Origin of the sequence: uncultured Fibrobacter sp., assembly GCF_946062555.1 — a bacterium.
Classification (GTDB): Bacteria; Fibrobacterota; Fibrobacteria; order Fibrobacterales; family Fibrobacteraceae; genus Fibrobacter.
Map to the genome: position 1 here is coordinate 51,653 of NZ_CAMGVQ010000006.1, position 21,258 is coordinate 72,910.

General features: G+C 51.2%; 24 protein-coding genes. 19 read left to right on the forward strand and 5 right to left on the reverse strand.

Annotated elements, in window-relative coordinates; translation table 11 throughout:
• Window positions 1-4: 4 nt before the first annotated feature.
• From Q0P86_RS02860 to Q0P86_RS02880, 5 genes are all read right to left on the reverse strand, one after another.
• Window positions 5-1,483, reverse strand: a complete 1,479-nt coding sequence (locus tag Q0P86_RS02860; protein ID WP_295037303.1) for a phage minor head protein — start codon at window positions 1,481-1,483, stop codon at window positions 5-7.
• Window positions 1,476-2,984 (reverse strand): DUF935 family protein, encoded by a 1,509-nt coding sequence (locus Q0P86_RS02865; RefSeq protein WP_295037305.1) that lies wholly within the window; start codon window positions 2,982-2,984, stop codon window positions 1,476-1,478. The genes Q0P86_RS02860 and Q0P86_RS02865 overlap by 8 nt, the downstream gene beginning before the upstream one ends.
• 131 nt (window positions 2,985-3,115) lie before the next feature.
• On the reverse strand, window positions 3,116-4,522 hold the full coding sequence (locus tag Q0P86_RS02870; RefSeq protein ID WP_295037307.1) for a terminase family protein: 1,407 nt from the start codon (window positions 4,520-4,522) through the stop codon (window positions 3,116-3,118).
• Window positions 4,522-4,929 (reverse strand): phage terminase small subunit-related protein, encoded by a 408-nt coding sequence (locus tag Q0P86_RS02875; RefSeq protein WP_294111896.1) that lies wholly within the window; start codon window positions 4,927-4,929, stop codon window positions 4,522-4,524. The genes Q0P86_RS02870 and Q0P86_RS02875 overlap by 1 nt, the downstream gene beginning before the upstream one ends.
• Window positions 4,926-5,159, reverse strand: a complete 234-nt coding sequence (locus tag Q0P86_RS02880; protein ID WP_097035758.1) for a hypothetical protein — start codon at window positions 5,157-5,159, stop codon at window positions 4,926-4,928. The genes Q0P86_RS02875 and Q0P86_RS02880 overlap by 4 nt, the downstream gene beginning before the upstream one ends.
• A gap of 96 nt (window positions 5,160-5,255) precedes the next feature.
• Between Q0P86_RS02880 and Q0P86_RS02885 the strand changes: the two genes are divergently transcribed.
• From Q0P86_RS02885 to Q0P86_RS02975, 19 genes are all read left to right on the forward strand, one after another.
• Entirely contained in the window at window positions 5,256-6,545 is a 1,290-nt protein-coding gene (locus Q0P86_RS02885; protein WP_295037310.1) for a hypothetical protein, read from the forward strand.
• A 10-nt stretch (window positions 6,546-6,555) separates the two neighbouring features.
• Window positions 6,556-7,020 carry a hypothetical protein gene (locus Q0P86_RS02890; RefSeq protein ID WP_295037312.1) on the forward strand — a complete coding sequence of 155 codons (465 nt, stop codon included), beginning with the start codon at window positions 6,556-6,558 and terminating at the stop codon, window positions 7,018-7,020.
• 3 nt (window positions 7,021-7,023) lie between these two features.
• The gene (locus Q0P86_RS02895) at window positions 7,024-8,103 is read left to right on the forward strand and encodes a hypothetical protein (RefSeq protein WP_072807706.1); all 1,080 of its coding nucleotides are present in this window, start codon (window positions 7,024-7,026) and stop codon (window positions 8,101-8,103) included.
• A 9-nt stretch (window positions 8,104-8,112) separates the two neighbouring features.
• Window positions 8,113-8,559 carry a DUF1320 domain-containing protein gene (locus Q0P86_RS02900; RefSeq protein WP_295037313.1) on the forward strand — a complete coding sequence of 149 codons (447 nt, stop codon included), beginning with the start codon at window positions 8,113-8,115 and terminating at the stop codon, window positions 8,557-8,559.
• Entirely contained in the window at window positions 8,556-9,119 is a 564-nt protein-coding gene (locus tag Q0P86_RS02905) for a hypothetical protein (RefSeq protein ID WP_295037315.1), read from the forward strand. The genes Q0P86_RS02900 and Q0P86_RS02905 overlap by 4 nt, the downstream gene beginning before the upstream one ends.
• A complete protein-coding gene (locus Q0P86_RS02910) occupies window positions 9,116-10,549 on the forward strand; it encodes a phage tail sheath subtilisin-like domain-containing protein (RefSeq protein ID WP_295037317.1) in 1,434 nt (477 codons plus the stop codon). Before Q0P86_RS02905 ends, Q0P86_RS02910 begins: the two co-directional genes overlap by 4 nt.
• 10 nt (window positions 10,550-10,559) lie before the next feature.
• Window positions 10,560-10,910, forward strand: coding sequence for a hypothetical protein (locus Q0P86_RS02915; protein WP_173346909.1), 351 nt, complete (start codon window positions 10,560-10,562; stop codon window positions 10,908-10,910).
• Window positions 10,910-11,443 carry a hypothetical protein gene (locus Q0P86_RS02920; RefSeq protein ID WP_295037322.1) on the forward strand — a complete coding sequence of 178 codons (534 nt, stop codon included), beginning with the start codon at window positions 10,910-10,912 and terminating at the stop codon, window positions 11,441-11,443. Before Q0P86_RS02915 ends, Q0P86_RS02920 begins: the two co-directional genes overlap by 1 nt.
• 78 nt (window positions 11,444-11,521) lie before the next feature.
• Window positions 11,522-13,492, forward strand: coding sequence for a phage tail tape measure protein (locus tag Q0P86_RS02925; RefSeq protein ID WP_295037324.1), 1,971 nt, complete (start codon window positions 11,522-11,524; stop codon window positions 13,490-13,492).
• Window positions 13,493-14,773: a DNA circularization N-terminal domain-containing protein gene (locus Q0P86_RS02930; RefSeq protein WP_295037325.1), complete on the forward strand. Its 1,281-nt coding sequence runs from the start codon at window positions 13,493-13,495 to the stop codon at window positions 14,771-14,773.
• Window positions 14,763-15,770: a phage baseplate assembly protein gene (locus tag Q0P86_RS02935; protein ID WP_295037327.1), complete on the forward strand. Its 1,008-nt coding sequence runs from the start codon at window positions 14,763-14,765 to the stop codon at window positions 15,768-15,770. Before Q0P86_RS02930 ends, Q0P86_RS02935 begins: the two co-directional genes overlap by 11 nt.
• Entirely contained in the window at window positions 15,767-16,231 is a 465-nt protein-coding gene (locus Q0P86_RS02940; RefSeq protein ID WP_295037329.1) for a hypothetical protein, read from the forward strand. The genes Q0P86_RS02935 and Q0P86_RS02940 overlap by 4 nt, the downstream gene beginning before the upstream one ends.
• Window positions 16,232-16,741, forward strand: coding sequence for a hypothetical protein (locus tag Q0P86_RS02945; protein WP_294111914.1), 510 nt, complete (start codon window positions 16,232-16,234; stop codon window positions 16,739-16,741).
• The gene (locus tag Q0P86_RS02950; RefSeq protein ID WP_294111915.1) at window positions 16,738-17,061 is read left to right on the forward strand and encodes a phage GP46 family protein; all 324 of its coding nucleotides are present in this window, start codon (window positions 16,738-16,740) and stop codon (window positions 17,059-17,061) included. Before Q0P86_RS02945 ends, Q0P86_RS02950 begins: the two co-directional genes overlap by 4 nt.
• Window positions 17,045-18,250, forward strand: coding sequence for a hypothetical protein (locus Q0P86_RS02955; RefSeq protein WP_295037331.1), 1,206 nt, complete (start codon window positions 17,045-17,047; stop codon window positions 18,248-18,250). The genes Q0P86_RS02950 and Q0P86_RS02955 overlap by 17 nt, the downstream gene beginning before the upstream one ends.
• The gene (locus Q0P86_RS02960) at window positions 18,250-18,837 is read left to right on the forward strand and encodes a putative phage tail protein (RefSeq protein ID WP_295037333.1); all 588 of its coding nucleotides are present in this window, start codon (window positions 18,250-18,252) and stop codon (window positions 18,835-18,837) included. The genes Q0P86_RS02955 and Q0P86_RS02960 overlap by 1 nt, the downstream gene beginning before the upstream one ends.
• Window positions 18,834-19,664, forward strand: a complete 831-nt coding sequence (locus Q0P86_RS02965) for a hypothetical protein (protein ID WP_295037335.1) — start codon at window positions 18,834-18,836, stop codon at window positions 19,662-19,664. The genes Q0P86_RS02960 and Q0P86_RS02965 overlap by 4 nt, the downstream gene beginning before the upstream one ends.
• 4 nt (window positions 19,665-19,668) lie before the next feature.
• Window positions 19,669-20,121 (forward strand): hypothetical protein, encoded by a 453-nt coding sequence (locus Q0P86_RS02970; RefSeq protein ID WP_295037336.1) that lies wholly within the window; start codon window positions 19,669-19,671, stop codon window positions 20,119-20,121.
• Between the two features lie 13 nt (window positions 20,122-20,134).
• Window positions 20,135-21,208, forward strand: coding sequence for a hypothetical protein (locus tag Q0P86_RS02975; protein ID WP_295037338.1), 1,074 nt, complete (start codon window positions 20,135-20,137; stop codon window positions 21,206-21,208).
• Window positions 21,209-21,258 lie beyond the last annotated feature (50 nt).

The window sequence follows — 21,258 nt, forward strand, 5'->3', positions numbered from 1 at the left end:
AACATTATAGCCCCTGAGTGTTCATGAATCCTAGCAACTCCCTGAATTTCGGGGAGTCTTTTAATTTTTCTATATCGATTAAGAAATCGAAATACTCGACATTTCCTTTTCTTGCGAAAAACCTTCTTTTCAATACAGATTCTGTCAATTCTTGGAAACCATTTTCTTTCTTTAATCCTTGTAATTCAAGAAATTCGAATATTTTTTTCTCTTGACGGGAATTTTTCTTTAGGCGAACTATTGCTGCGTGTTTCCCGCTAGTAAAGAAATACTCCTTTCTCTTTTCAACGTGTTGTAACAGCTTTTCAGCGCTTTTAAAGCCGTTAGCTTCTGTTACCCTAAAGCCTCCAGATTTTGCGAGTTGTTCAATACTTGAACCATCACCAAATAAACTGCGGCTTTTGCCGCCTCTGTAGTCCTTAACGTCAAAGCCAAATTTGTTGGCAATGTAGGCAAGTGCTTGAGAAGCGCAGGCCCCTTCTTTCGTAGGGTCTATGCCACCTATTTTTTCAATAATTTGCGTCTCAGAGAGAATCTTTTTTAGCGGTTTGGCTTCGTTATACAGGATCTTCTTGTTGCGAGCTTCTTGAATAAGATTATTGATGTTTTTTTCTCTTTCATCTCGTTCTAATTGAAGTTCTTTTTTGCTCAGTGGTCTTGCCTTTACCGTCTTAATCTTGCTAAGGTCTAATTCAGGTTCTGTAGTCGTATTCTGCTTTTCGGTTTTGGCGTCAGCTTCGCTTGCTGCCTTCCTCGCTTCCGGGTAATTCCTGAACAGCTTTTCTTCTTTCTCTTGCGTGTATTCCTTTAGCCGCTGGTTTTCGGCATCAGCATCGCCTATGCTGTAGTCCCAGTTCTCGCCGATGTTCCTGGTGTCGTTTGCGGCGGTCGGCGCTCTGGTCACCTTCTCGTCGCCACGGTCCATTTCGTACTTGCTGATGAACTCCTTTTCGCAGAGACAGCCGAAGCCGTTTGGCGGGCTGTGCTTTTCCCACCAGGGGTCGTTTACGGGGAGCACGGTGCCGTTCCAGGCCTTGTGTTCCTCGCGGCTACCGGGGAGCATCATGCACACGTACTTGGCGTGGGTGAACACGTCGGGCATGGCCCTTGCCTGTCGCTCCTGGGCTGCCGCCGCTGCGGTGAGCATGTTCGTCTGGTAAATGACCTTGGAACGCCACGCACCGTATTTCGGCTTTTCCATCTTCGCGTCGAAGCTGGGGTCTGCCGCCCGCCACTTGCTTGCAATCTTGTAGAAGTTGTCGCGGAAGTCTTGCAGTGAGTCACCCTTTTCGATGGCCCTGTCAACCGCATTTCGGAAATCGAGCAGGATGTCGGCACGCATTGCGCCGGCAACGGTGAACGCCCGGGTGTGCATTGCACCCTTGAGGCTGTTCCAGCGTTTTGTAGGAATGTTGATTTTCTTCTTGAAGTAATCGACGGCTTCCTTGTAAGCGCCCTGCTTGAATCCGAGTTCCTTAGCCATTGACGATTCCCGCCTTTTTCAGGATGGAGAAACGGCCCGCAAGATCTGCGGCGAGGAACGCCTGTTCCATTTCGTCGGCGATTTTGTCCATGGGCATTTCGCCGTAGCAACCGCCCAGCTTGTCGCGGACTTCTTCGAGGCTCTTTGCGTTTTCTACCAGTTCCCTGATGGGTGCCAGGATATCGACCTTTTCGCATTCGTCTTCTAGGTGTTCGGTGAATGCGTTCACCTGGTTTCGGAGTTCGTGGGCGGTCCTTCTGACCTTGCCCTTCTTCTCGGGGCCTTCGGCGAACATGCCACCCTGCGGTTGTACTTCCTGCATCTCGAAATACTTCTCGTCGATACCGTAGATGTCGCTGATGTACTGGGCGTTGAACTTGACTCCCAGCTGCGAGAGCTTTGCGTCACGTTCGAGGCGCGCCTGCTGCATGTCTTCCGGGAGAATGATGTTCATCCACGGTATGACCTTTTCGCCAGGCCAGTTGATTTCGTAAATCCACCTGATAAGCTGATTGAAGCTGGATTCAATCATGGCGGCATCGTCAAGGGCCAAGTCCAGGCGCACGTCGTTGTGCACGGTGGCCATTGCCTGGGTGCCGCCGGAATTTGTCTGTTCGGTGGTGAGGGTTTCGCCAAGCCACGCCTTGCTGATTTCGGAATCCGCCCAGGCAACGATTTCGCTGTGGGGGTTGGTGCCGCTCATCTTGGTTTCCAGGAGCTCCACGGAGCCCGTCTGCGGGATGACCGCCACGGCATCGCGCACAAGCCCCGAAAGCATCCTGAGGAAGGTGCTCTGTTCCTTGTCGGTCGCTCCCGGAGGAATCTTGCCGACGGCCTTGGGCATGCCGTATTTTTCGACGAATATCATCCAGAACTTGAGGCCGCCCTTCTTGAAGGCCATGGGCCAGAAGCAACGGGCATAGACTGGCTCGCCATAGGGATTGGTGGCCGTGGGGCGGTTGCGGGTCACGATGAACTTGCGGTCGGGTACGGGAACCTTCGCGTTGAACTTGTTCTGGAATAGCAGCCTGCCTTCGTCATCGAAGCGGAACCATTCCTGCGGGCGGTCCTTGATGGCGACAGGCAGAATGAGCGTTCCGTAGGCCGTGGGTACTGAATCCCACACGACTTCGTGGACGGCGAAACCGAAGCCGATGGCCTGGAGCATCTGCGAAATGGTGTTGCGCAGTTCCAGGTTCCAGAAGTATTCTTCAAGCATCTTCGCTTTCTTGGGGTCGCCCTTGCTACCGTCGATGGTCCAGGTGCGGCTGGTGATGGATGCGAAACGCTTGCTCTTGACGGCATCGAGGTGCCCGTCCACGAAGTTTCGGTAGACCTTGATGTTCCCACCCTGCGCCTTGAGGATAGGGTCGGGGTTGGGCAGGTAATCTTCGCCCGTGATGAAAGTTGCAGCAGCCCGGGTGGCCACTTCGGTCGCCAAGCGGAGTTTTTCACCGCCGTTCTGGGGGTTTTCGGTCTGTTTTTTTCTTTTCTTGCTCATGCAGTCCTCGGTGTATTTCTAATCTCGTTGAATAGCCGTTCAAATTCGTTGAATTTTGATTTTCTAAAATCGGATGACCGTTTACTAGTCCAAAACAAAAACGGGCTAAAAAGGGCCTTTCTGTGCGATTGTCAGAAACCGTTAAAATTCATGCTTTCCCCTTTGAACGGATTTGCGGTCTGGATGAATACCGGACCCGCGTCACTTGCGTTTTTCGCATGGTATGCGAGGGCCGCTCCCCAGAAGAAGTCGCCGTGGCCCTGCTCGGTGCTTGCGGCATCGTAGCGCACGTTCCCCGCACTGGTGACTATCTTTCGGACGGCGTGGATGCTTTCGGCCTGTTCGTCCTCGATTTTGGTGTCGATGCCCGGGAACTTCGGGCATTTCTCGATGATAATCTTCTGGTCTTCAAACGCCTGCAAAAGGTTGATGGCAAGGTCGGCCTTTACCGTGTTGGAGAAAAGTACGCCCTCGACCTTGACGGAGCCGAACTTGTCCTGGGCCCGTTCGGTGAACTGGTCGCCACATCCCGTGCGGTCGATACAGCCACGGACAAGGTTCGGTAGTTTCAGGAACTTGTAGAGTTTCTGTTCAAGGTAACTCCACTTCTTGTTCTGATAGGCTTCTACTGCACGGCAAATCAGGCGGTCGCCGATGTCTTCGAACACGTAGATGACGTAAAGGTGACGGTGGCGGGCCACGTCGCAACCCAGGTAGAGCGGGCCTTTGGCCTTTTCGAGCCCGAGCACTCCCAGGCGCTCGCAGCTGTGAATCAGGTCGTAGCTGATCATGGCCTTGGATTCGTCCTGCGGGTTGCAGCAGTATTCCTCCTGCCAGATGGCTTCGGTAAGGCAGCCTTTGTGTTCCTGCTCCAGCCATTCTTCGCGTTCTTTCCTGGAGAGTTTGCGACCGCAGATGCGGTCGGCAACTCCTTCCTCTACTGCGAGCTGGATTGGCACGGTGTGCACGCTGTAGTCAAGTTCACCTTTTTTGCATTTCTCGATGAGCTTGTAGAACAGACTGTTTACACCGTTGTGGGTTGACAAGATGCGGATGGGATAGCCCCACATGGCGGCGGGCTTCGCGGCAGCCCACATCTTCTGGTCGTTTTCGTGGTGGGCGGCTTCGTCCCACACGATTTTACCGCCCTTGCTTCGGAACGCCTTGGGGTTGCTGGAGAGCACGTAGATTTTGGAGCCGTTGTTGAACTCGATTATCTTGCTCTTGATTCCCTTGTCCTCGTCGGCAAATTCGCAGTCCTCGATGTCTTCGGAGTTGATTTCGGCGAGAGCCTTGGCGATGGCGTTGAGTTTCTGAATCCAGGATTCGCAGTAGTCGATGTATTCGGCTGCGGCGGTCATGTCCGCTGAGCTGAAAAAGACCTTGAGTCCGGGCTGCTCGATACAGTACTGCACGTCTTCGAAGCTTTGCACCCACGTGCCGCCGATGCGGCGGGACTTCTCGAAAATCTTGACTTTCGACTTGTCGGCTAGCCACCGCTTTTGATACGGAAAAAAGAATTCGTCAAGTGCTGCCATTATACGCCCAGGTGTTTCTTGATTTCGTCGAGCGCCTTCTTGGTACGTTCTTCCGGAGAGAGTTCAGACTTGTTCTTCTTGGGCGCTACGGCTTCATACTTGCGTGCGTGTTCGGCGGTGTCTATGATTCGCTGGAGTGCGGTGTAGCGTTCGGCTGCAACCTTTACGCCGTCCAGTTCGTCCTGCTTGATCTTGCGGGCCATTACTTCGCCCAGCTCGAACAGCTGCGCGTGAAAGTTCTTTTCGCTGCCGCTGATTTCGGCACGTGCTTCGTCCCAGTGTTCTTCGGATTTCCAGTTCTGAAGGGTGCGCGTGGAGATGTTGAGCCGGCGGCTAATGTCAGCTAGGCTCATCTGGTGAATGGTGTAAAATTCTTTCGCCTTGGGCTTGAGTTCGGACTTGCTCACGGTTGCCTCCCTGTCGTGTGCGATTCCATGCAACAGGCCCGTATCGCGTCAAGCGCCCTTTTCTGGTCGTCGCTGTACTGTTTCAGCACTGCTTCCCAGCGCACCTGGTCATTGGCGGCGTTCTTTTCCCACTTTGCGTTTTCGTTCGTGTAGAAGATGGCAAGCATCAGCGCGAAAATGACGCCGATGCCGAACTGTTTCAATGCTTCCTGCCAGAAAGTTTTATCCATGGTATATACCTCCGTGCAAATGTAGCCGTAAATCACTGACAAAGCGCATGACAGTGTCATGCCCTTTTTCGCGGCCAATCGGGTAAATTTGGAGCCATGAACAAGAAAGTTTTGAAATCGATTGATCTGAAGGAACCGTGGGTCGAAGCCTTCAAGGTAGGCAAGGTGACCGACATGGCAGGCAAGGAACACGAGTTCAGCGAATCGGACTTGAACGACCTCAACGAAGGTATCCACAACCAGCTTGACGCCGGTTACCAGCCGCCGATGGTCAAGGGCCACCCGCAACTTGACGATCCGCGTGTAGCCTCGATCGTCGATTCCAAGGTGGAAGACAACGTGCTGAAGGTAAAGCTTGACGATGTGAACCCGGACTTTGCCGAAGAGGTGAAGAAGGGCGGCTTCAAGTATCTTTCCGCAGCCATTTACAGCAACTTGAAAAAAGGCTTGCGGCATCTGGGCGCTCTCGGTGCGGTTGGCCCTGCTATGAAGGGTATGGCCCCGCTGTGTTTCGGTGAAGGAATGTTTGCTGAAGCCGACAAGGGCGTTACAGAGCAGGACGTGTGCGTCTTTGCAGAGCCTTTCGCATGGGACCGCCTGGTGCCTCGCAGTGTCTTTGAAACGCTTGTGTACAAGCTGAGCGGCATTGGACGTATGTTCCGCAGCCAGCGCGAACAGCTTATCGAGAAGGATGGCATTGAGGCTGCCGACAAGGTTTTCCCGGAATACGCCATCAAGGACATCGAAGAAATCGAAAGCGTCTTGAAGGACGCAAAGGACTTCCCGCAACAGCCGAAGCCTGTCGTGGAAAAGCCTGCGGAATCCACAGCTTCTTTCGGTGAACCGAATACCGACGGTTCTGATTCGCTGGAGAACGGGAATCAGAATCCTCAGCCTACAACGCCCCCTCGTAACGAACCGACCGAATCTATCCCGGAAGGTAATTCAAGCGAGGCGACGCGGTTGAGCGAAGAGAATGCCGCACTCAAGGCTGAAAACGAGGCGCTCAAGGCCGACAAGCTTGCGTCGCAGCGCCAAAAAGCCGGTGCGGCGTTCTCTGAGACTTTAGACAATGCCATTGCCGAAGGCCGTTGCAACCAGGCGATGAAGGATTGCTTCATGAAGGTCTTTGGCGCTATGCAGGCCTTGCCTGTTGATGGCGAAGGCTGCTTTGGCGAAGGCGACGAACGAATGAACCCGATGCAGGTTCTGGGCGACACGGTAAAATCCTTACCGAAGATTGTCCAGTTCGGTGAATTTGCGCCCGCGGCGGCTCCTAGCTCGGAGTCTGCGGCGGTACGCATCGGCAAGTATCACGATGAACAGCTGGCAAAGGGGCGCAAGCTCAGTTTCGCCGAAGCTGCGGAAGAATGTTACAATCAATAAGGAGTACCTGATGAAGGGCAATATCCTCAACTTTACGGCGGAAACCGCCGTCCCCGCTTTCCGCTTCGTCAAGGCTGGCGAAGCCCAAGGCAATGTTAAACTTGCAGGTTCCGGCGATGCCGTGCTTGGCGTGTCCATGGATGTGGATGTCAAGGAAGGCAACCGCGTCGATGTGCAGCACGTCGGTATCGGCCATGTGGAACTGGGTGCCGACGTGACCTACGGCCAGGCACTCTCTTCCGATGCCGAAGGTCGCGGTGTTCCTGCCGAAGGTGCATCCGGCATCGTAGCCCTTGATTCGGGCTCCGAAGGCGATGTGGTCCGCATCAAGGTGGACTGCGCCGGTTCTGCTGCGACGGCATCCGCTGGCGACGAAACGCCTAACGAACACACTGAACTTGAAACCAGTGGAACTGAAGGTGGCGAAACGCCCACCGAACCCACTGAACCTGAAAATCCCAACGAAGGAGCATAACCCATGAAGAAAATGACCAAGATCGCTCTTTTCCTCATCACCTTTGCGCTTACCGTCTGCGCCTTTGCAGGTGGCGACGCGCTTACCGCCTGCGGCGTTCCGCAGTTCATCGTCGATTCGCTGAGCTTTGGTAGCGCAGGCGCAAGTTTTGCCACCATCCTGCCCATTGGCGAACAGCAGACCGGCCTTGTGACCGCATTCAAGAACGGTCGCCTGATTGCCGACGAGGTGATGCCAATCAAGCAGCTTGACGGTAACGAACTCGCATTCAAGTATTTCCGCAGGAACATGGGCGACGCATTTGGTGCCCAGGATACCCAGGTGGGCCGAATGTCCGCTCCGAATGTCGTGTATTTTGGCGGTGAAGAGATTCCGGGGCTTGCCAAGGCTTACGGCTTGCAGACTCCCGTTCCCTACGAAGACCTTGACCAGGTGAAGAACAAGGACCGATTCGTCAACAAGACGATTGAAAACCTGATTGACCGTATTCTCCTGGATCGTGAAATCCGCATCGCGAAAATCGTTCAAGATGCAGCCAACTATGAATCCTCGCAGGTCAAGACCCTTTCTGCTTCTGAAAAGATCGGTGCTGAAGGTTCCAACATCTTCGAGCTGATTATGGACATGATGGAATCCGCCCTTGTGCGTCCGAACGTGCTTGGCATGAGTTCCAAGGTGTTCTACAAGCTGCGTACCGACAAGTCCGTGATTAACGCCATCTGGCCCACCAACAACGGCTCCGGTGTCGCTACCCGCGAACAGATTGCCGACCTCTTCGAGGTTGACCGCATCATCGTCGGTCAGGCCCGCGTGAACACCCGCAAGAACCCGAAGAAGCCCGATCTCACCTCTTGCTGGGGCGAAAACATCTTCGCACACTACCAGGAAGAACTTTCCGACTTGAAGGAAGGTCTTGCCTGGGGTATGACTGCCCAGGTCGGCGAACGCTACGTGGAAGTCATCGAAGACAAGAATATTGGTCTCAAGGGCGGCGAAATCGTGAAGGCTGGTTTCTACCAGGCTGAACTGGTGACCGCTCCTGGTGCTGGCATTCTCCTCAAGGACGTTCTCAAGGACGCCTAAGGAAAGCTGATGAACTACTGCACTCTCGACGATATACGGGGGCACGTGCCTGATGCACGTTTGGTGGAGGTCACCGACGACCTCACGCCAAATGCCGACGGTGAAATCAAGGAGAACATCGTGGTCAAGGCCATCGAGGAAAGTTCTACCCTGATTGACGCCTATATAGGCAAGCGTTTCAGGTTGCCGCTCCCGCGTATTCCGAGAGTGCTTCGCATGATTTGCGTTGACCTGACGATTTACAACCTTTACGAGCGCCTGACGGAGATGAACATCACCGAAGGGATGAAGCTCCGCTACAATAACGCCATAGCCCTCCTGAAGCGAATCGCCGACGGTGAAGTTTCCATAGGGATGGACGAAATAGGCCCCGTCGATGAATCCAGCTTCAAGGTCTCTTCAAAGCTGGATGGCGGGCCTGCCATTTTCTCGCTTGAATCCATGAGGTCCCTATGACCGATTTCGATATCGAAGAAAAGATAAATCAACTCTTTTGCGGTGAGAATGGCAAGACTCCTGCGAAGGAAAGAGATGCCTTTTGGTTTAAGGCTGTTGAAATTGGCTCCGTCGTAACGGTCCTTTCGCGCCCGGGTTTTTCCGCAGCCGTCGTATCGGGCAGCTATGAAACGGAGGACTCTACCGACAAGCTGAAAGTGACTTCCAAAATTATCGTTTACCTGGTGTTCAAGAATGTTGCGAACGAAGTTGAACGCCGCAAGCTTTTGCACCCTGCAGTCAAGTATGTGGTAGGCAAGCTGCAAGGTAACAACCTTGGCCTTGACATCGAGCCGCTGAATGCCAAGAACTGGAAAGAAACGACCACCCCAGAACATCTTATCGACAAGATCCTGGAAGCTGAAATTGAATTTGAAACGGCGTACACGCTGACGCCTGAAACAGAAGAAGCAAGCTACCGCAACCTGCTTTCTATCTGGAGTTCCTTCAAGAGCGAAGAGGAGCCGCACGAGGAACTCGCTACATCCAAAGTGAACTTTGATAACGGAGAAACACCATGACACTGACCAACAACATCCCGGAAACTATGATTCCGGGCTCCTACTCGGAATACAACTACTTTGCCGGCCCGAACGGACTCCCGGCGAACATCCAGAAGGTGCTTCTGGTCGGCGACATTGCCGAAGGCGGCACCCTTGCAGTGGCGAAGCCCACGGCGGTCTACAACGAAAGCGAGGTCCTCGCTCTCGCCGGGGCCGGTTCGGTACTCCACCAGATGTACAGGGCCGCAAAGAATGCCTGGAAGTACGCCCAGATTACCCTGGTGCGCCACAAGGCTACTGAGGGAACCCCCGCCACCTGGACCATCACGCTTTCCAACCCCAGCGGCGAAACCGCTGCAACCGTTGGCGGCCTTGTCCGTGTCGTCTATAACGGTAAGAATGTCAATGTCGGCGTGAAAATCGGCGATACTGCCGAGGATGTCGCCAACGGCATCGCCACCGCCTTGAATGCCGAAGCTGCCGCACCGTTTACCGCAGAAGCCGCATCGGGTGTCGTGACCCTTACCGCCAAGGCAAACGGTGTCTACGTTTCTGCCGCCAAGGGTGGCGTGAACGTCTCGGTCGAGGTCGTTTCCACCGATATCACGGCAGCAGACCCGATTCTTACTGCGGGAACTGGCGAAATCGACGTGGAAAGCGCCCTTGCTGCGGCCTTCCCTGAACGTTTCCACCTGATTGTGCTCCCTACGGCCGATGAGCCCAATTTGACCCTCTTGAAGACGCACTTGATGCAGGCCGCCGAACCGCTTGAACAGCGTGGCCAGCGTGGCATTGTGGCTACAATCGTTGACGGGGCTAGCGACGCCATTTCCCTTGCAACCGACTTCAACTGCGAACGCCTGCACATTGCCGCAGTCAAGAACGCCATTCCCGCCACTACCTGGGAAATTGCCGCAGGCCTTGCCGCCATCTTTGCCAGCAATTCCCAGCCCAACAAGCCCATGAACGGGCTCCCGATTCCTGGCATCGGTCTCCCGGATATTGCCGACAAGTGGAGCGGCGAAGAGCAGGACGCCCTGCTTTATGGCGGCGTGATTCCCCTGGTGGAAGCAGATAGCGAGCTTTGCATTGTCCGTGCAGTGACTACTCGCAGCACCAAGGATGGCGTCCGCTTCACCAAGCTCATTGACACGGGTGTCATCGCCTCGCTCGACTATTTCCGAGACTCCATTCTCGCCATGCACAAGGTGAAGTACAAGAACAAGGTCATCCACGAGCTGTTGCCCGATGCCCTGAACGAAGACAACATCGCCGTGGCAAAGAGTCTCGAAGCGGTGCAGATTCTGCGTTTCATTGACCAGTATGCAGACCAGTTCATCACCGAGGAATCGAAGGATGAACCGGGCCGTATGCTCTGCCAGATTCCGGCTCCTGTCGTGCCTGGCCTGAACCAGATCTATTCCACCATCGACCTTTACCTCAACTAAGGAGTGAACCATGAAGATTTCCCAAGTTACAGTTGTCCTTAACGGCGACAAGATTACGGGCTTCAAGCAGTTCAAGGAGAACGAAATCGAAGAAGCCCAGACCGTGGAACTCGCCGATGGCGAAGACGTGGTGGAAGTTCCGCCGAAATACGGTTTTTCGCTTACCGTCGTGCCCGACAGTGGTGCCGACCGGGATTGGACCGGAACCAGCGACGCCACTGTTGTCGTGCAGTACAAGGGCGGCAAGAAGGTGGTGTTCACCGGTTGCCGTCTCCTGAAACAGACTCCGGGTGACATTGACGGCAAGACCGCCAAGGAAACCCAGCTCGACTTCTATGCCCGCGCTCGCAAGGTAAGCTAATGACGGAACTCGAAAAAGCTATCCGCGAAGATAAACCCGACGAACTCATCGAACGCATCAAGGCCTCCCACGATGTCAAGCGTGTCGTGAGTTGGCCGGGCAGGCCGGACATCAAGATTGAAATTCGGCTGCTGTCGCTCTCCGACGCCCGTAAGGCAAAGGTCGATAACCAGCTGGAGTTCAAACACGACGGCATTGAAGTCGCATGGTACAATCAGGCTGATTACCGCGAACAAGAAGCGGCGCACGGCATGTGGCGGGCCTTCTACAATGTCGATACGGGAAAACGCATTTTCCGCTCTGCGGAGCACCTGCGTTCGTTCTGTACCCCCGACGAACTGAAGAAACTCTGCGACGAATACAATGCTTTTGTGGAAGAATGTGACCCTAGCCTTGATGAAGTTTCGGACGAAAGTATCGAAACTCTCATTGAAACGCTAAAAAAAACGCCGGACCAGGTTCAATTGAAAGTCGTAAGCTTGAATACGGCCTGGAAGCTAGTGCGTACTTTGGTTGCCCGGTTGCAAGCATAACTGATGCCCAGTGGCTCCTTGTCTTTGCGATGAAGGGGCTTTTGGAACCCAACGAAGAAGACAAAGGATGGCAGACAATTGGCGAATAACGAAGTCACATTGCGAATCGGGGCTGATGCAGCCGGACTCAATACAGGACTTAATAGGGCTAAATCCACGGTTAAATCCTTTGCTGGTGTTACAAAAGCATCACTATCTGCCGTAGGTAAATCTATCGGTAATATGAACATTGGCTCTATACTCGGTCCTCTCTTAATAGGAGGAGGCATTCATTATACCGTCAATGCGGTTGGTGATTTGTCTAGAGAATTGCTGTATTACGGCATGGCTGCTAAAAAGAGCAACGCGGACACGGAAGTATTTCGCGAATCGCTGCATAATATGGCTATTCAGACGGGAGTCGATGCAAAGGCGATCCTTGCAAGTATTTCGAGGGTTGGCGAAATAACTGGTGACTTTAAGTTCTCCGAAGATATGGGAATTGCTCTTGCGAAGACTTCCCTTGCGGCAAACACCTCAATGGAGGATTTGGCCCTACTTTCGTCTGCAATCAATGCGAACGTAGGTTGGGGAATGGATAAAATATCCAAATACTTCAATTCGTTGATTATTCAGGGTGACCAGGGTTCTTTTACGCTCCAGAAGTTTGCCCAGGAAGGTAAAGCTCTATTTTCCAGTGCAGCAGCTTTTGGTCTCAAGAGTGAGGAACAGTTCGCCTATTTTGGCGCTATGCTCCAGACGATAGCCCCGTCAATAAAAAGCGAAGCTGAAATCACCACCTCTATCGGAGCACTTTTTCGAGACCTGAAGGACAAGCAGAAAGATCTTGGCAAGAAGGGAATCAAAATTTTTGACAAGGTGGACGGGAAAAACCAGGTTCGCGACTTGAAGTCCATTATTGACGACATCATGGAATATGTCAATGGGGATGCTAAGAAACTAGCCCAAATAGGCCTTACTAGCGAATCCATGAAGGTCTTGAACCCGCTTATGGCTGATTACCAAAAGGGGTGGACCAAAATGAAGGCCATCACCGATTCCGGCCTTAAAGGAATGTCGAACACTGACGAACTCGAAAACCGTTACCAGAGGGCGACGCGAACATTCGACAAGTCGATGGAAAAGATTAAGGCTAGTGCATTAAAATTTGCGGACCTCAATCTCGCTGGCCCTATTGATACTCTTTCAAATGCGTTGCAATCCCTGAGCGAACATCAAACTTTATTGAAACTGCTTTTTGGAGGTGCAGCACTATCGTTTATTGGTGTAAAAAGTTACAAAACAGGAAAGGGAATATTTGATTTTTTTAAGAATCTTTCCTCTAAACAGCAACATAACGAACAACCATCTAATGTTATTCCGTTTCATCCCAATGACATTCAAAAAGTTTTTGTCACCAACATGGGTGGCGGCTTAGGCAATAACTATATGGACGATGATGACGGATTTTCTACAGTGCAGAAATCTGCTAAACAAACTGCGGAGACCTTCAATCAAACAACTAAAGAAGTGAGCAGATTCAAGTATTTTGCTTCCCAAAGAGGTTGGTTAGACAGTATTGCGCGCACGAAAGTCGGAATGTTTGCTTTAGGTTCTGCAACAACATGGGCTGTTGGACAAATTGGCAACTTTATTTCAGCATTTGCTGAATGGCGAAATGTCGTTGCCGATGTCGAGGCCAACAGCCGGGCCATGGTAGACCGTAACCAGGCAGAATTCGAAAAACGGTATGGGCCTGAAGCAGCAAGGTGGAGTAAGAAGCATGGGGACACCCTTCTCGAAATCCAAAAGGAAGAAAACAGCTTCTTGCCGTCACAAAAGAAACTTGACAAGCTTTATGGCGATTTACGGCTATACAATCAGCTGACGAAGAATGCTGTCGCGGCTCAAAAGGGCGATAAAATGATGTCGCCCCAGGAATACATGCAGGCTTTGAACCAGAATATCATTATCAATGTGGATTCCAATGGCAAGGCTGTCGTCGAAACCGACAAGGGCAAGCCGCCCAAAGTCAGCGGACGAAAAACGACACCGGGATGGGGGGCTTAAATGGCAGAAGATAAAGCAAAACCAACACTTGGCCCTTGGGAGTTGAATCTTGTTTCTATAGGCGATGAAATCAGCCATTCCATTGCTGAAACGGTTTACCCGTACAAGAATGGTGCCGATCTTGAAGACATGGGTGTAAACCCGGAATCATTCAAATTCTCCTGTGTACTGCTAAACGACGATTACGACAACAACTATTATCAGCTTCGGCAATGGTTTTTGTCCATTTTCCCGGAACCTATAGAGCTTTTCCATCCGGAACACGGCTCTCTCTTCGGCTATCCCAAGAATGTATCATTCAGCAATGATCGTCGCCGTCGATATGCCGAGTTTACCTTTGATTTCAAAATTTCGAACATTCAGCCCGACACACAGAGCTATACGGACCCGTATGACGCCAATTTTGAAGAAACACAGGCTCTCAATTTGGAAGTCCAGGAGAGTGTCGCCGTATCGATGCAACAGACCGGCGTTCCCGATATTCCCGGTTCTTCGGACTGGTCGCTTATCGATGTTTGGGGCTCATTAGGCGATGCTGCCCGCAGCTTTGGCGAAGCGACAAACAAGGCCATGGGGCAACTCCTGGGAACAATTGAATCCATAAAGGCCCCTGTCGATGCAATCAATACGACCATCGATTATATGGACTCGCTGTCAGGAACCTTGACAAAGGCTATCCAGGAATGCTGCGATTCTTTCGTGACACTTGCCAGAAAGGCCGGTTCCAACAAGGGCAAATCCAGGGCATCTACCGCCACCTTGGTCACCAACGCCTCATCGATGTTGGCGTCCCTTTATGGTGCCCCCGCAAGCGTTCGGGCTGCATTTGCGACCCTTGCTGCCGCTACTGTCGCTACGGAGACAGCCAAGCAGATTTCTGATGACGAGAAAAAGATGGGCGAATCGATTGCAGCTGAACGAGTCGCCATTGACGATGCCGAAGGCCGCGAACTGGCTTCGGAAAGTGAACCGTATCTGCTTTCCCCCGATGAACTTGAGGATACGTTAGCTTTGGCAAGGGAGTTCATCCAACAGGTTCTTCCGCAGGCTGTAAGCCCCTACAGGCTCAAGAAAATGGCTGCAACGCTGTCGGATGCGGTGCTTCGTATCAAGCTGGAATACATGACCACCAAGACAATCAACGTGACCCACGAAACACCGCTCCACAAGATTGCCCTGGACAACAAGCTGAATTATAAGGCGGCTGAACGCCTTTGCGCATTGAATAACGCCAAGAATCCCACGTTCATGAAAGGCGAGGTGCTTGTCTATGCAGAATGATGAAGTCATCGTGCTTGTGGCGAATGCCAAAGGGAGAGCCCGCGTGGACAAGTTCGTGAGCTACACGATCGATGCGGACCTCTATTCCCCGGAAGGCTCATTCTCGTTCGAATGCGATTCTAAGTACGATATGAACCGCGGCAACCTGTGTCAAATCTTTGTGAACCGCAAGTGCGTCATGGCGGGGATTATCGATACCGTGCGCCGTTCCCTTTCTCGCAGCGGGCCCAAGATGGAAATCGAGGGGCGATCGGTGGCGTCGGTGCTAGCCGACTCCAGCGTGACAAAGTTTGGAACTTTGCCAAGGACGCTGCCCCAGCTGGCAGAACGGCTTGTGAAGGACCTGCCGTTTCTCTCCAGGAAAGATTTCGTTTTCAACTCCGGGTCAGACAAGGATAAAATCAAGCGCAAGTTCGTCGAGCTTTCTCCGGGAGATAGCGTCTTTGATGTCTTGAAGAAAGCGGCCAATTCGCTCGGTTTTCTCTTTTGGGCGTCTCCTGACGGCTCCCTGGTCTTTGACAAGCCTGTTGAACGTGACAAGGCCGATTTCAGAATCCATGCCTTTGAAAATGGCGAGAAAATGGACTATATCGAGGGGTCTGTCACCGAGACATTGAACGGTCAGCACTCGCTTATCAAGGTTATCGGCGAAAGCCAGGACGATAGCGACATCAAGTATGTAGCCGCCTCGGTAAAAAATGACGATTTCCCGTTCTATCGCCCTCTTGTGGTAAACTGGAACGAGAACGAGGGCCCTGCCAAGAAAACCGCAGAACTTCAGCTGGCAACGGAAAAGGCTTCCGCAATCCAGCTCGAATACACGATGCCCGGGCACTCGCAAAACGGTATTCCCTGGACAATCAACGCCTTTTGCGACGTAGAGGACCATTACAACGGTGCTGTTGACTCGTATCTGATTAAACGCCGCACGTTCACGCTCTCCAGGAGTGAGGGCAAGCGCACCCGCCTTGAATTACAGCCCGGAGGCTCGTTATGATGAAATTTTTCACCAGTTTGGTTACCAGCTGCAAGGATGTGGCAGGCAAGCTCCGCAGTATCAGCGGCAAGGCCAACGGTATCGAATTTGAAGGCCGCCAGATGATGCAACAATTCGGCTTCATCAGCATACCCAAAGCTGGTGAACGGTGCCTTTTCTTGCAATTTGGAAACGTTGTCATTGCGGTTGCAAGCGACGGCAAGGACCATCCCGCCATAAAGGAAGGCGAAACGGCCATTTACCGCGAAAAGGCACACTATATCATCCTCAAGGATGATGGCACAATTGCCATCAAGGCCGAGAGCGGTCTTGATATCGATGGCGATGTGCGTGTCAATGGCGAAGTTAAGGATAAGATCGGAAATCTCTCAAAACTTCGCGATACTTTCAACCAGCACACTCACGTGGGCAACCTCGGTGCACCAACCGCACCGCCTACACAGCAGGATACGGGGGCCTAAATGCTTGACTTGGACACTCTCGATTCCGAATTTTCCCGGATTGTCAAAGCCGCCGACGGCAAAACAAGCGTGGCCCCGCAGCTTGCCAAGGCCTACGATGACTACGCCAAGGGCGGCATCATTCTCGGAGCGAACCTTACGGCTGGTGGGGATAAGTCTCTCCTAGAAAGTGCCTTTTCGGTGCTCGACCCGTCCAGCGGCACACCCGCCAACATGGCCGCCAAGCTCTGCGCCTATTGGCAGGGGCTCCCGAAGCCTGGAATTCCGTCTCATGGTGGCGTGGCCGTCGTTTCTGTCGTTCCGACTTTTGCAGCAGTCCAGGCGGCTGTTCTGGCGGCCATCACAAATTTGGTCAACGCACAGGCGGCCTCCAAGCAGGAAGTTCAAAAGCCCTACAAGAAGCTTTTTGGGGCCATTGAAACGGTCTTGAAAACCGCCGTCTGCACGGTCACTGAAACCATGCCCACGACACCACCCAGCCCGTCACCATTCCCGGAGACCTTACAATGACTACAGATCAGATTAAAGAAGAAGTTCAGCTTTCGCTTACCGTGGCAAAAGGTTCATTTTACAAGAAACCTGAATTTGGCCACCGTTTCAAAGAACTTGCCCGTGAAGTGGCATCCGAGAACACCAGGAGCAAAGCCGAAACTTATGCCACCGAGGCACTAAAGTGGATGCTGGACTACAAGCACCTTAGAAGCGTAGAATCGACGGCCACCTATGCCGATTCCGACAAGCTCCTGGTGCATGTGGTATGTGTCGCATACAATGGCAATGTGATTGAATTTAAGCGTTTTGTGGAGGTCGGCGATGTCCGTAACAGTTGATCAAATCTTGCAGCGCATGATTGTCGATGCGAAAAACTACAACCCGACTATCAAAATTAGCCAGGGAACGGAAAATTATATCCGTTTTGCGGCCGCTGCGTCTGCCATCTGGGGCCTCTACAAGCAGATGGACTGGACTCTTGACCAGATTTTCCCGACCACGATGAACCAGGAGAGCCTGGAACAGTGGGCAAACGACCGTGGGCTGGACTACAGCAACCTGACCGCAAGCGAACTCCTGACACTCATCCTGTCGTATCTTCGTAACCCGAAGAGCGGCGGCAAGCCTAGCGACTACGAACGCTGGGCACTTGAAGCGTCTTCTACTGGCAAGGCTATCGGGCTCGAATCCTCGATGATTACGGGCACTATGCCCAATTTGAGTGCCGCCAATGCCGTCAAGCCGCACGATCGCGAGGGCATTGCGTTTACATGCGGTTCCAGCGACACCGAAAAAAATGTCATGATTGATTTGGGCGATTCGAAGAAAATCTTTGGAATTGGTCTCGGTTTTATTACCAACCGACCGGCTACCTTTGGCGTATTTACTTCCGATGACGGCCAGGCATGGACTCGTCAGGGTAAACTTGATGCGGCCTACTGGTGGGCAATGACCGATTTCAGCGAAGTTTCTGCCAGGTATGTCAAGGTAGAACTTGAAGAAATCGAAGCGCTCGAAAGCTGGCAAACGGAATCCCTGAACGAGGTCAAGTGTTTCGGCGTCGAAATTTATGTGCCTAGTGACTCAAATGAGGCCCCGACATCATCCCGATGCCTCAAGAACTACTATGGCGTGGGAACGGTTCTCATGCTGATGGGTCCGAGTTCACTTTCGATGCGCTGCTGTGAAGCTATCCGGGCAAAATGCGAATACGAAGGCCCCGTCGCACCTCGTGAAATCTGGGCAAATGTCCCGACCGAACCAGTTCTTTCCCTGCGTGTCACGGTACAAGGATTGCAGAACATGGACGAAGAAGCGTTCCGGGAAGACGTTGTCAAGTATTTCGCCGATCTTGAACCTGGAGACCTGTTTATTCCTGCCCAGATTGTGGTCTATGTCCTTAAAAATGGTGGAACCAATGCCACAATCGAGGTTAAGCAGAATGGCGGAGACTACCAGGAGCAAACAGACGCTATTCCGTCTGGAAAAACAGAACAATTTACTCTCGGTGACCTGGTGGTACAGTAATGGTTGAAAATCCCTTCGAAAGTCCGCACTATAGGGCTCTTACGCAGCTCTATCCGCTCCAGATGGATGCGGAGGAATATGCCGTAGCCAAGGAACTTGACCGAGCCCTGGAAAGCGCCGATGCCGTTTACCGTGAAATCTTTCCTGGTTCAGCAACAACGACTCTCGAACGGTGGGAAGACCTCTACGAATTAGGCCATTCCGGCTCCTTGGAAGTTCGCCGCCAAGCCCTTTTAGAGACTATCAACAGGGATTCAGGCATTGCTGAACGTCATTACAAGGCGCTTGCAGCGGCAATCGGTTTCGATATCGATATTGTAAAACCGCCCAGGATGCTCCGTGCGGGCCTTGGCCGAGCAGGCTTTGAAGTATACGACCAGGATGAACAATACACCTGGACGGTTACATGTGATAGACTGAAATCTTCTTGTACCAAATTGATACAGACATTGGAAGCTCAGAAAATCCCGTTTACTCAAATTAAATGGAAATTCCAACAGCCACCTGCAGGTCGCTTGTTGCTCGAAGATGGCGGAGCCCTGCTTCTTGAAAACGGACATCAACTTCTCCTGGAGAACGAAACATGAACGAAGAAACCTTAGACAAAAAAATGTCTCAAATGGAAACAAAAACCTTGGCTCAGGCCTTGGCCGCAAATGCATCTTTGGCCGGATTTGCCGGACAGGAGAATTTTTGCATTCTACTTTCTGAACTTGCAGGACTAGCAAATAGTAAAATCAAAGTTTCTGACGCAGATGCTGTTCCTGGGAATCTTTTTGATAAACTTAGTTTTGGCTCCGGACTATCTGCGGAAATCGTTAATCGTCCTGGTTCTCCGCAAGAAAACAATGATCTTATCATCCGAATTACTAGAGATGATGACGGAGAAATCTTGCTTACCCCAGCGGTTCCTTTTGAAGAGGTTTTGGCAGATACCGAGGTGAATGCATCGAATGTTCCAGCCGGACAGATGCTGGATGTAAGGTTCGCGCCAATCAAGTTCCCTTCGGGTAGTATTGGCTCTATCGCTTTTTCTCCTATAGAAGGAAGCTCGTATAGCGACAATCGCGCTAATGTTGCCATTTTTGGCAATGACGCAAAAACGTTAAACGGAGCAACAAAGCTGTTGTCTTGTGTCAACCAAGAGCTGGGCGAAAACGCTATAATCGTATTCGACAAACCTGTAGAAATTGTCAGAAAGAAGTTCTATTGGGTATTTGTTGCAATACATGGACAAGGTCGATTTCTTGGAAAATCGGTTAGCAGCGTAGTTCCAGCGAGTGGTGATACTGCTGTTTCCGGAGTTATCAACAACTTCATTCAGGATGGTGCCGAAAATTGGCCCGATAGTGTTGCCGGAACAACGCACAACAACGGTTCCATTCCATACATCCAATTCAACATTGTGAGGTAAGGTCATGATTAGCAAAATTTACAGTATTGATGGGAAATGCATCTGGATGGATGCTGAGTTTTATTCTAAAGACGAAAATGCTGTCCCAAACCCAGAAGCAACCTACACAGATGTTTTTGGTGATGAGATTCAACCACCTAAAGATTTTAGCTTCGAACGCACTTTCGTTGCCGAATCTGTCAATGGCGATAACCTATCCAGAATACTCTACAATCAAAAGTTGGCATCTCATATTATCGCCATTTTTAGGGAAGATTCGATGAGATTTGGTGTTTCAGGACAAGGAAGGGAAATCCTTTTAGCGTTATCAGAGGTTTTTTCCTGTTTGTTGGCGGGAGCTTTTTTCGAAGCAACATTGGCTCTTGCCGAAATTCCTGAAAACGACTTTTTGACCGAAGAACGCAAGAACCGCTATATCAGCATGATGCAGTCTTCTGATGCAATAAACTACCATTAAAACGAGGTTGAACATGAACAAAAAGATCTTTAAAACTGGTGATATCATCACCCCCGAATTCTTGAACGCTCTCCAAAATCCTTCATTTGAAAAAGGCGAAGAGGAGGTGGGACACCTTCCCACTCCCGAAGGAATCGAATATTTAGGTAAAGTCCGCGTAAATGAAGAAGACTCCAACCCTAGATTCCTAGCACAAATCTTCAATCAAGCCACCCATCCAACATATCGTATTGGCAACCTAGCCTTTACGGTAAAAGAGACCAGAGGGGGATTGATGCTTGCAGGAGATGTTATTTCTGGATGGGAACCAATGGGTGTTGGTGAGGCAACTACTTTAAATTGTAATTCGGACAAAGATTACAATATATATTTTTCGGGTTCTGGTTACACCGTAACCATTGAATCTCCTTTTTTGGCTGGTTTGAATGGAGCCGAGGGAAACCATTTGGCTGTTTTGCACAATCGCTCAATTGGCGAAATTACCATAAAGATGAAGTGCTCTGCTAATGGTAATACTTGGTATGATGAAATAGATTTGCCTGAAGGCGTTAGTTTTCTTCATTATATTTCGGGCGATGGGTTTGGCATCTATCGATTGCAATCATTTAGCGCGGCAATTGAAGATGCTTTGAATCAAGCTACAGTAACTTTTTTGGCGAAAACTGGCGGAAACATCAACGGGTCTTTGGTTATTTCCCAAACTTTAAATGTTCATAAAATCTTCACTAACTATCTATCTGTAAGTAGAATCAACAGGAATATTGCTATTCCTGACACTCTTACAACCAATGACCTTCAAGATACTCTTGGAAAATATTTGACTCATTACGAACCTAAGTCACTTGATGTGTTCAGAATTCCTGATCATTACAGCCACCAGGGAGTGGATGTTGGGATGAGTACGGACTTTTATTTAACTGAATACACTCCTACAACTGGTGACGAATTGATTGTTCATAATGTGGGTAATGACGATTTAACAATTCATTGGACTGGTTATGGTGGCACCCAAAGTGCAACTATTTCACCAGGGTATAGCAAAAAATTTGTCGCAATTTCGACAACACTATGGAATGCTATGGCTTAAAAAAACAAAATCATCTTTCGTTTTGTCTCACGAAAGGTGATTTTTTGTCT

Coding starts and splice junctions, on each gene's coding strand:
- Q0P86_RS02955 (WP_295037331.1), top strand. CDS start 17,045: ATGTCCGTAACAGTTGATCAAATCTTGCAGCGCATGATTGTCGATGCG.
- Q0P86_RS02920 (WP_295037322.1), top strand. CDS start 10,910: ATGACGGAACTCGAAAAAGCTATCCGCGAAGATAAACCCGACGAACTC.
- Q0P86_RS02885 (WP_295037310.1), top strand. CDS start 5,256: ATGAACAAGAAAGTTTTGAAATCGATTGATCTGAAGGAACCGTGGGTC.
- Q0P86_RS02940 (WP_295037329.1), top strand. CDS start 15,767: ATGATGAAATTTTTCACCAGTTTGGTTACCAGCTGCAAGGATGTGGCA.
- Q0P86_RS02960 (WP_295037333.1), top strand. CDS start 18,250: ATGGTTGAAAATCCCTTCGAAAGTCCGCACTATAGGGCTCTTACGCAG.
- Q0P86_RS02865 (WP_295037305.1), bottom strand. CDS start 2,984: ATGAGCAAGAAAAGAAAAAAACAGACCGAAAACCCCCAGAACGGCGGT.
- Q0P86_RS02965 (WP_295037335.1), top strand. CDS start 18,834: ATGAACGAAGAAACCTTAGACAAAAAAATGTCTCAAATGGAAACAAAA.
- Q0P86_RS02895 (WP_072807706.1), top strand. CDS start 7,024: ATGAAGAAAATGACCAAGATCGCTCTTTTCCTCATCACCTTTGCGCTT.
- Q0P86_RS02900 (WP_295037313.1), top strand. CDS start 8,113: ATGAACTACTGCACTCTCGACGATATACGGGGGCACGTGCCTGATGCA.
- Q0P86_RS02880 (WP_097035758.1), bottom strand. CDS start 5,159: ATGGATAAAACTTTCTGGCAGGAAGCATTGAAACAGTTCGGCATCGGC.
- Q0P86_RS02910 (WP_295037317.1), top strand. CDS start 9,116: ATGACACTGACCAACAACATCCCGGAAACTATGATTCCGGGCTCCTAC.
- Q0P86_RS02950 (WP_294111915.1), top strand. CDS start 16,738: ATGACTACAGATCAGATTAAAGAAGAAGTTCAGCTTTCGCTTACCGTG.
- Q0P86_RS02930 (WP_295037325.1), top strand. CDS start 13,493: ATGGCAGAAGATAAAGCAAAACCAACACTTGGCCCTTGGGAGTTGAAT.
- Q0P86_RS02870 (WP_295037307.1), bottom strand. CDS start 4,522: ATGGCAGCACTTGACGAATTCTTTTTTCCGTATCAAAAGCGGTGGCTA.
- Q0P86_RS02860 (WP_295037303.1), bottom strand. CDS start 1,483: ATGGCTAAGGAACTCGGATTCAAGCAGGGCGCTTACAAGGAAGCCGTC.
- Q0P86_RS02970 (WP_295037336.1), top strand. CDS start 19,669: ATGATTAGCAAAATTTACAGTATTGATGGGAAATGCATCTGGATGGAT.
- Q0P86_RS02945 (WP_294111914.1), top strand. CDS start 16,232: ATGCTTGACTTGGACACTCTCGATTCCGAATTTTCCCGGATTGTCAAA.
- Q0P86_RS02915 (WP_173346909.1), top strand. CDS start 10,560: ATGAAGATTTCCCAAGTTACAGTTGTCCTTAACGGCGACAAGATTACG.
- Q0P86_RS02905 (WP_295037315.1), top strand. CDS start 8,556: ATGACCGATTTCGATATCGAAGAAAAGATAAATCAACTCTTTTGCGGT.
- Q0P86_RS02935 (WP_295037327.1), top strand. CDS start 14,763: ATGCAGAATGATGAAGTCATCGTGCTTGTGGCGAATGCCAAAGGGAGA.
- Q0P86_RS02890 (WP_295037312.1), top strand. CDS start 6,556: ATGAAGGGCAATATCCTCAACTTTACGGCGGAAACCGCCGTCCCCGCT.
- Q0P86_RS02975 (WP_295037338.1), top strand. CDS start 20,135: ATGAACAAAAAGATCTTTAAAACTGGTGATATCATCACCCCCGAATTC.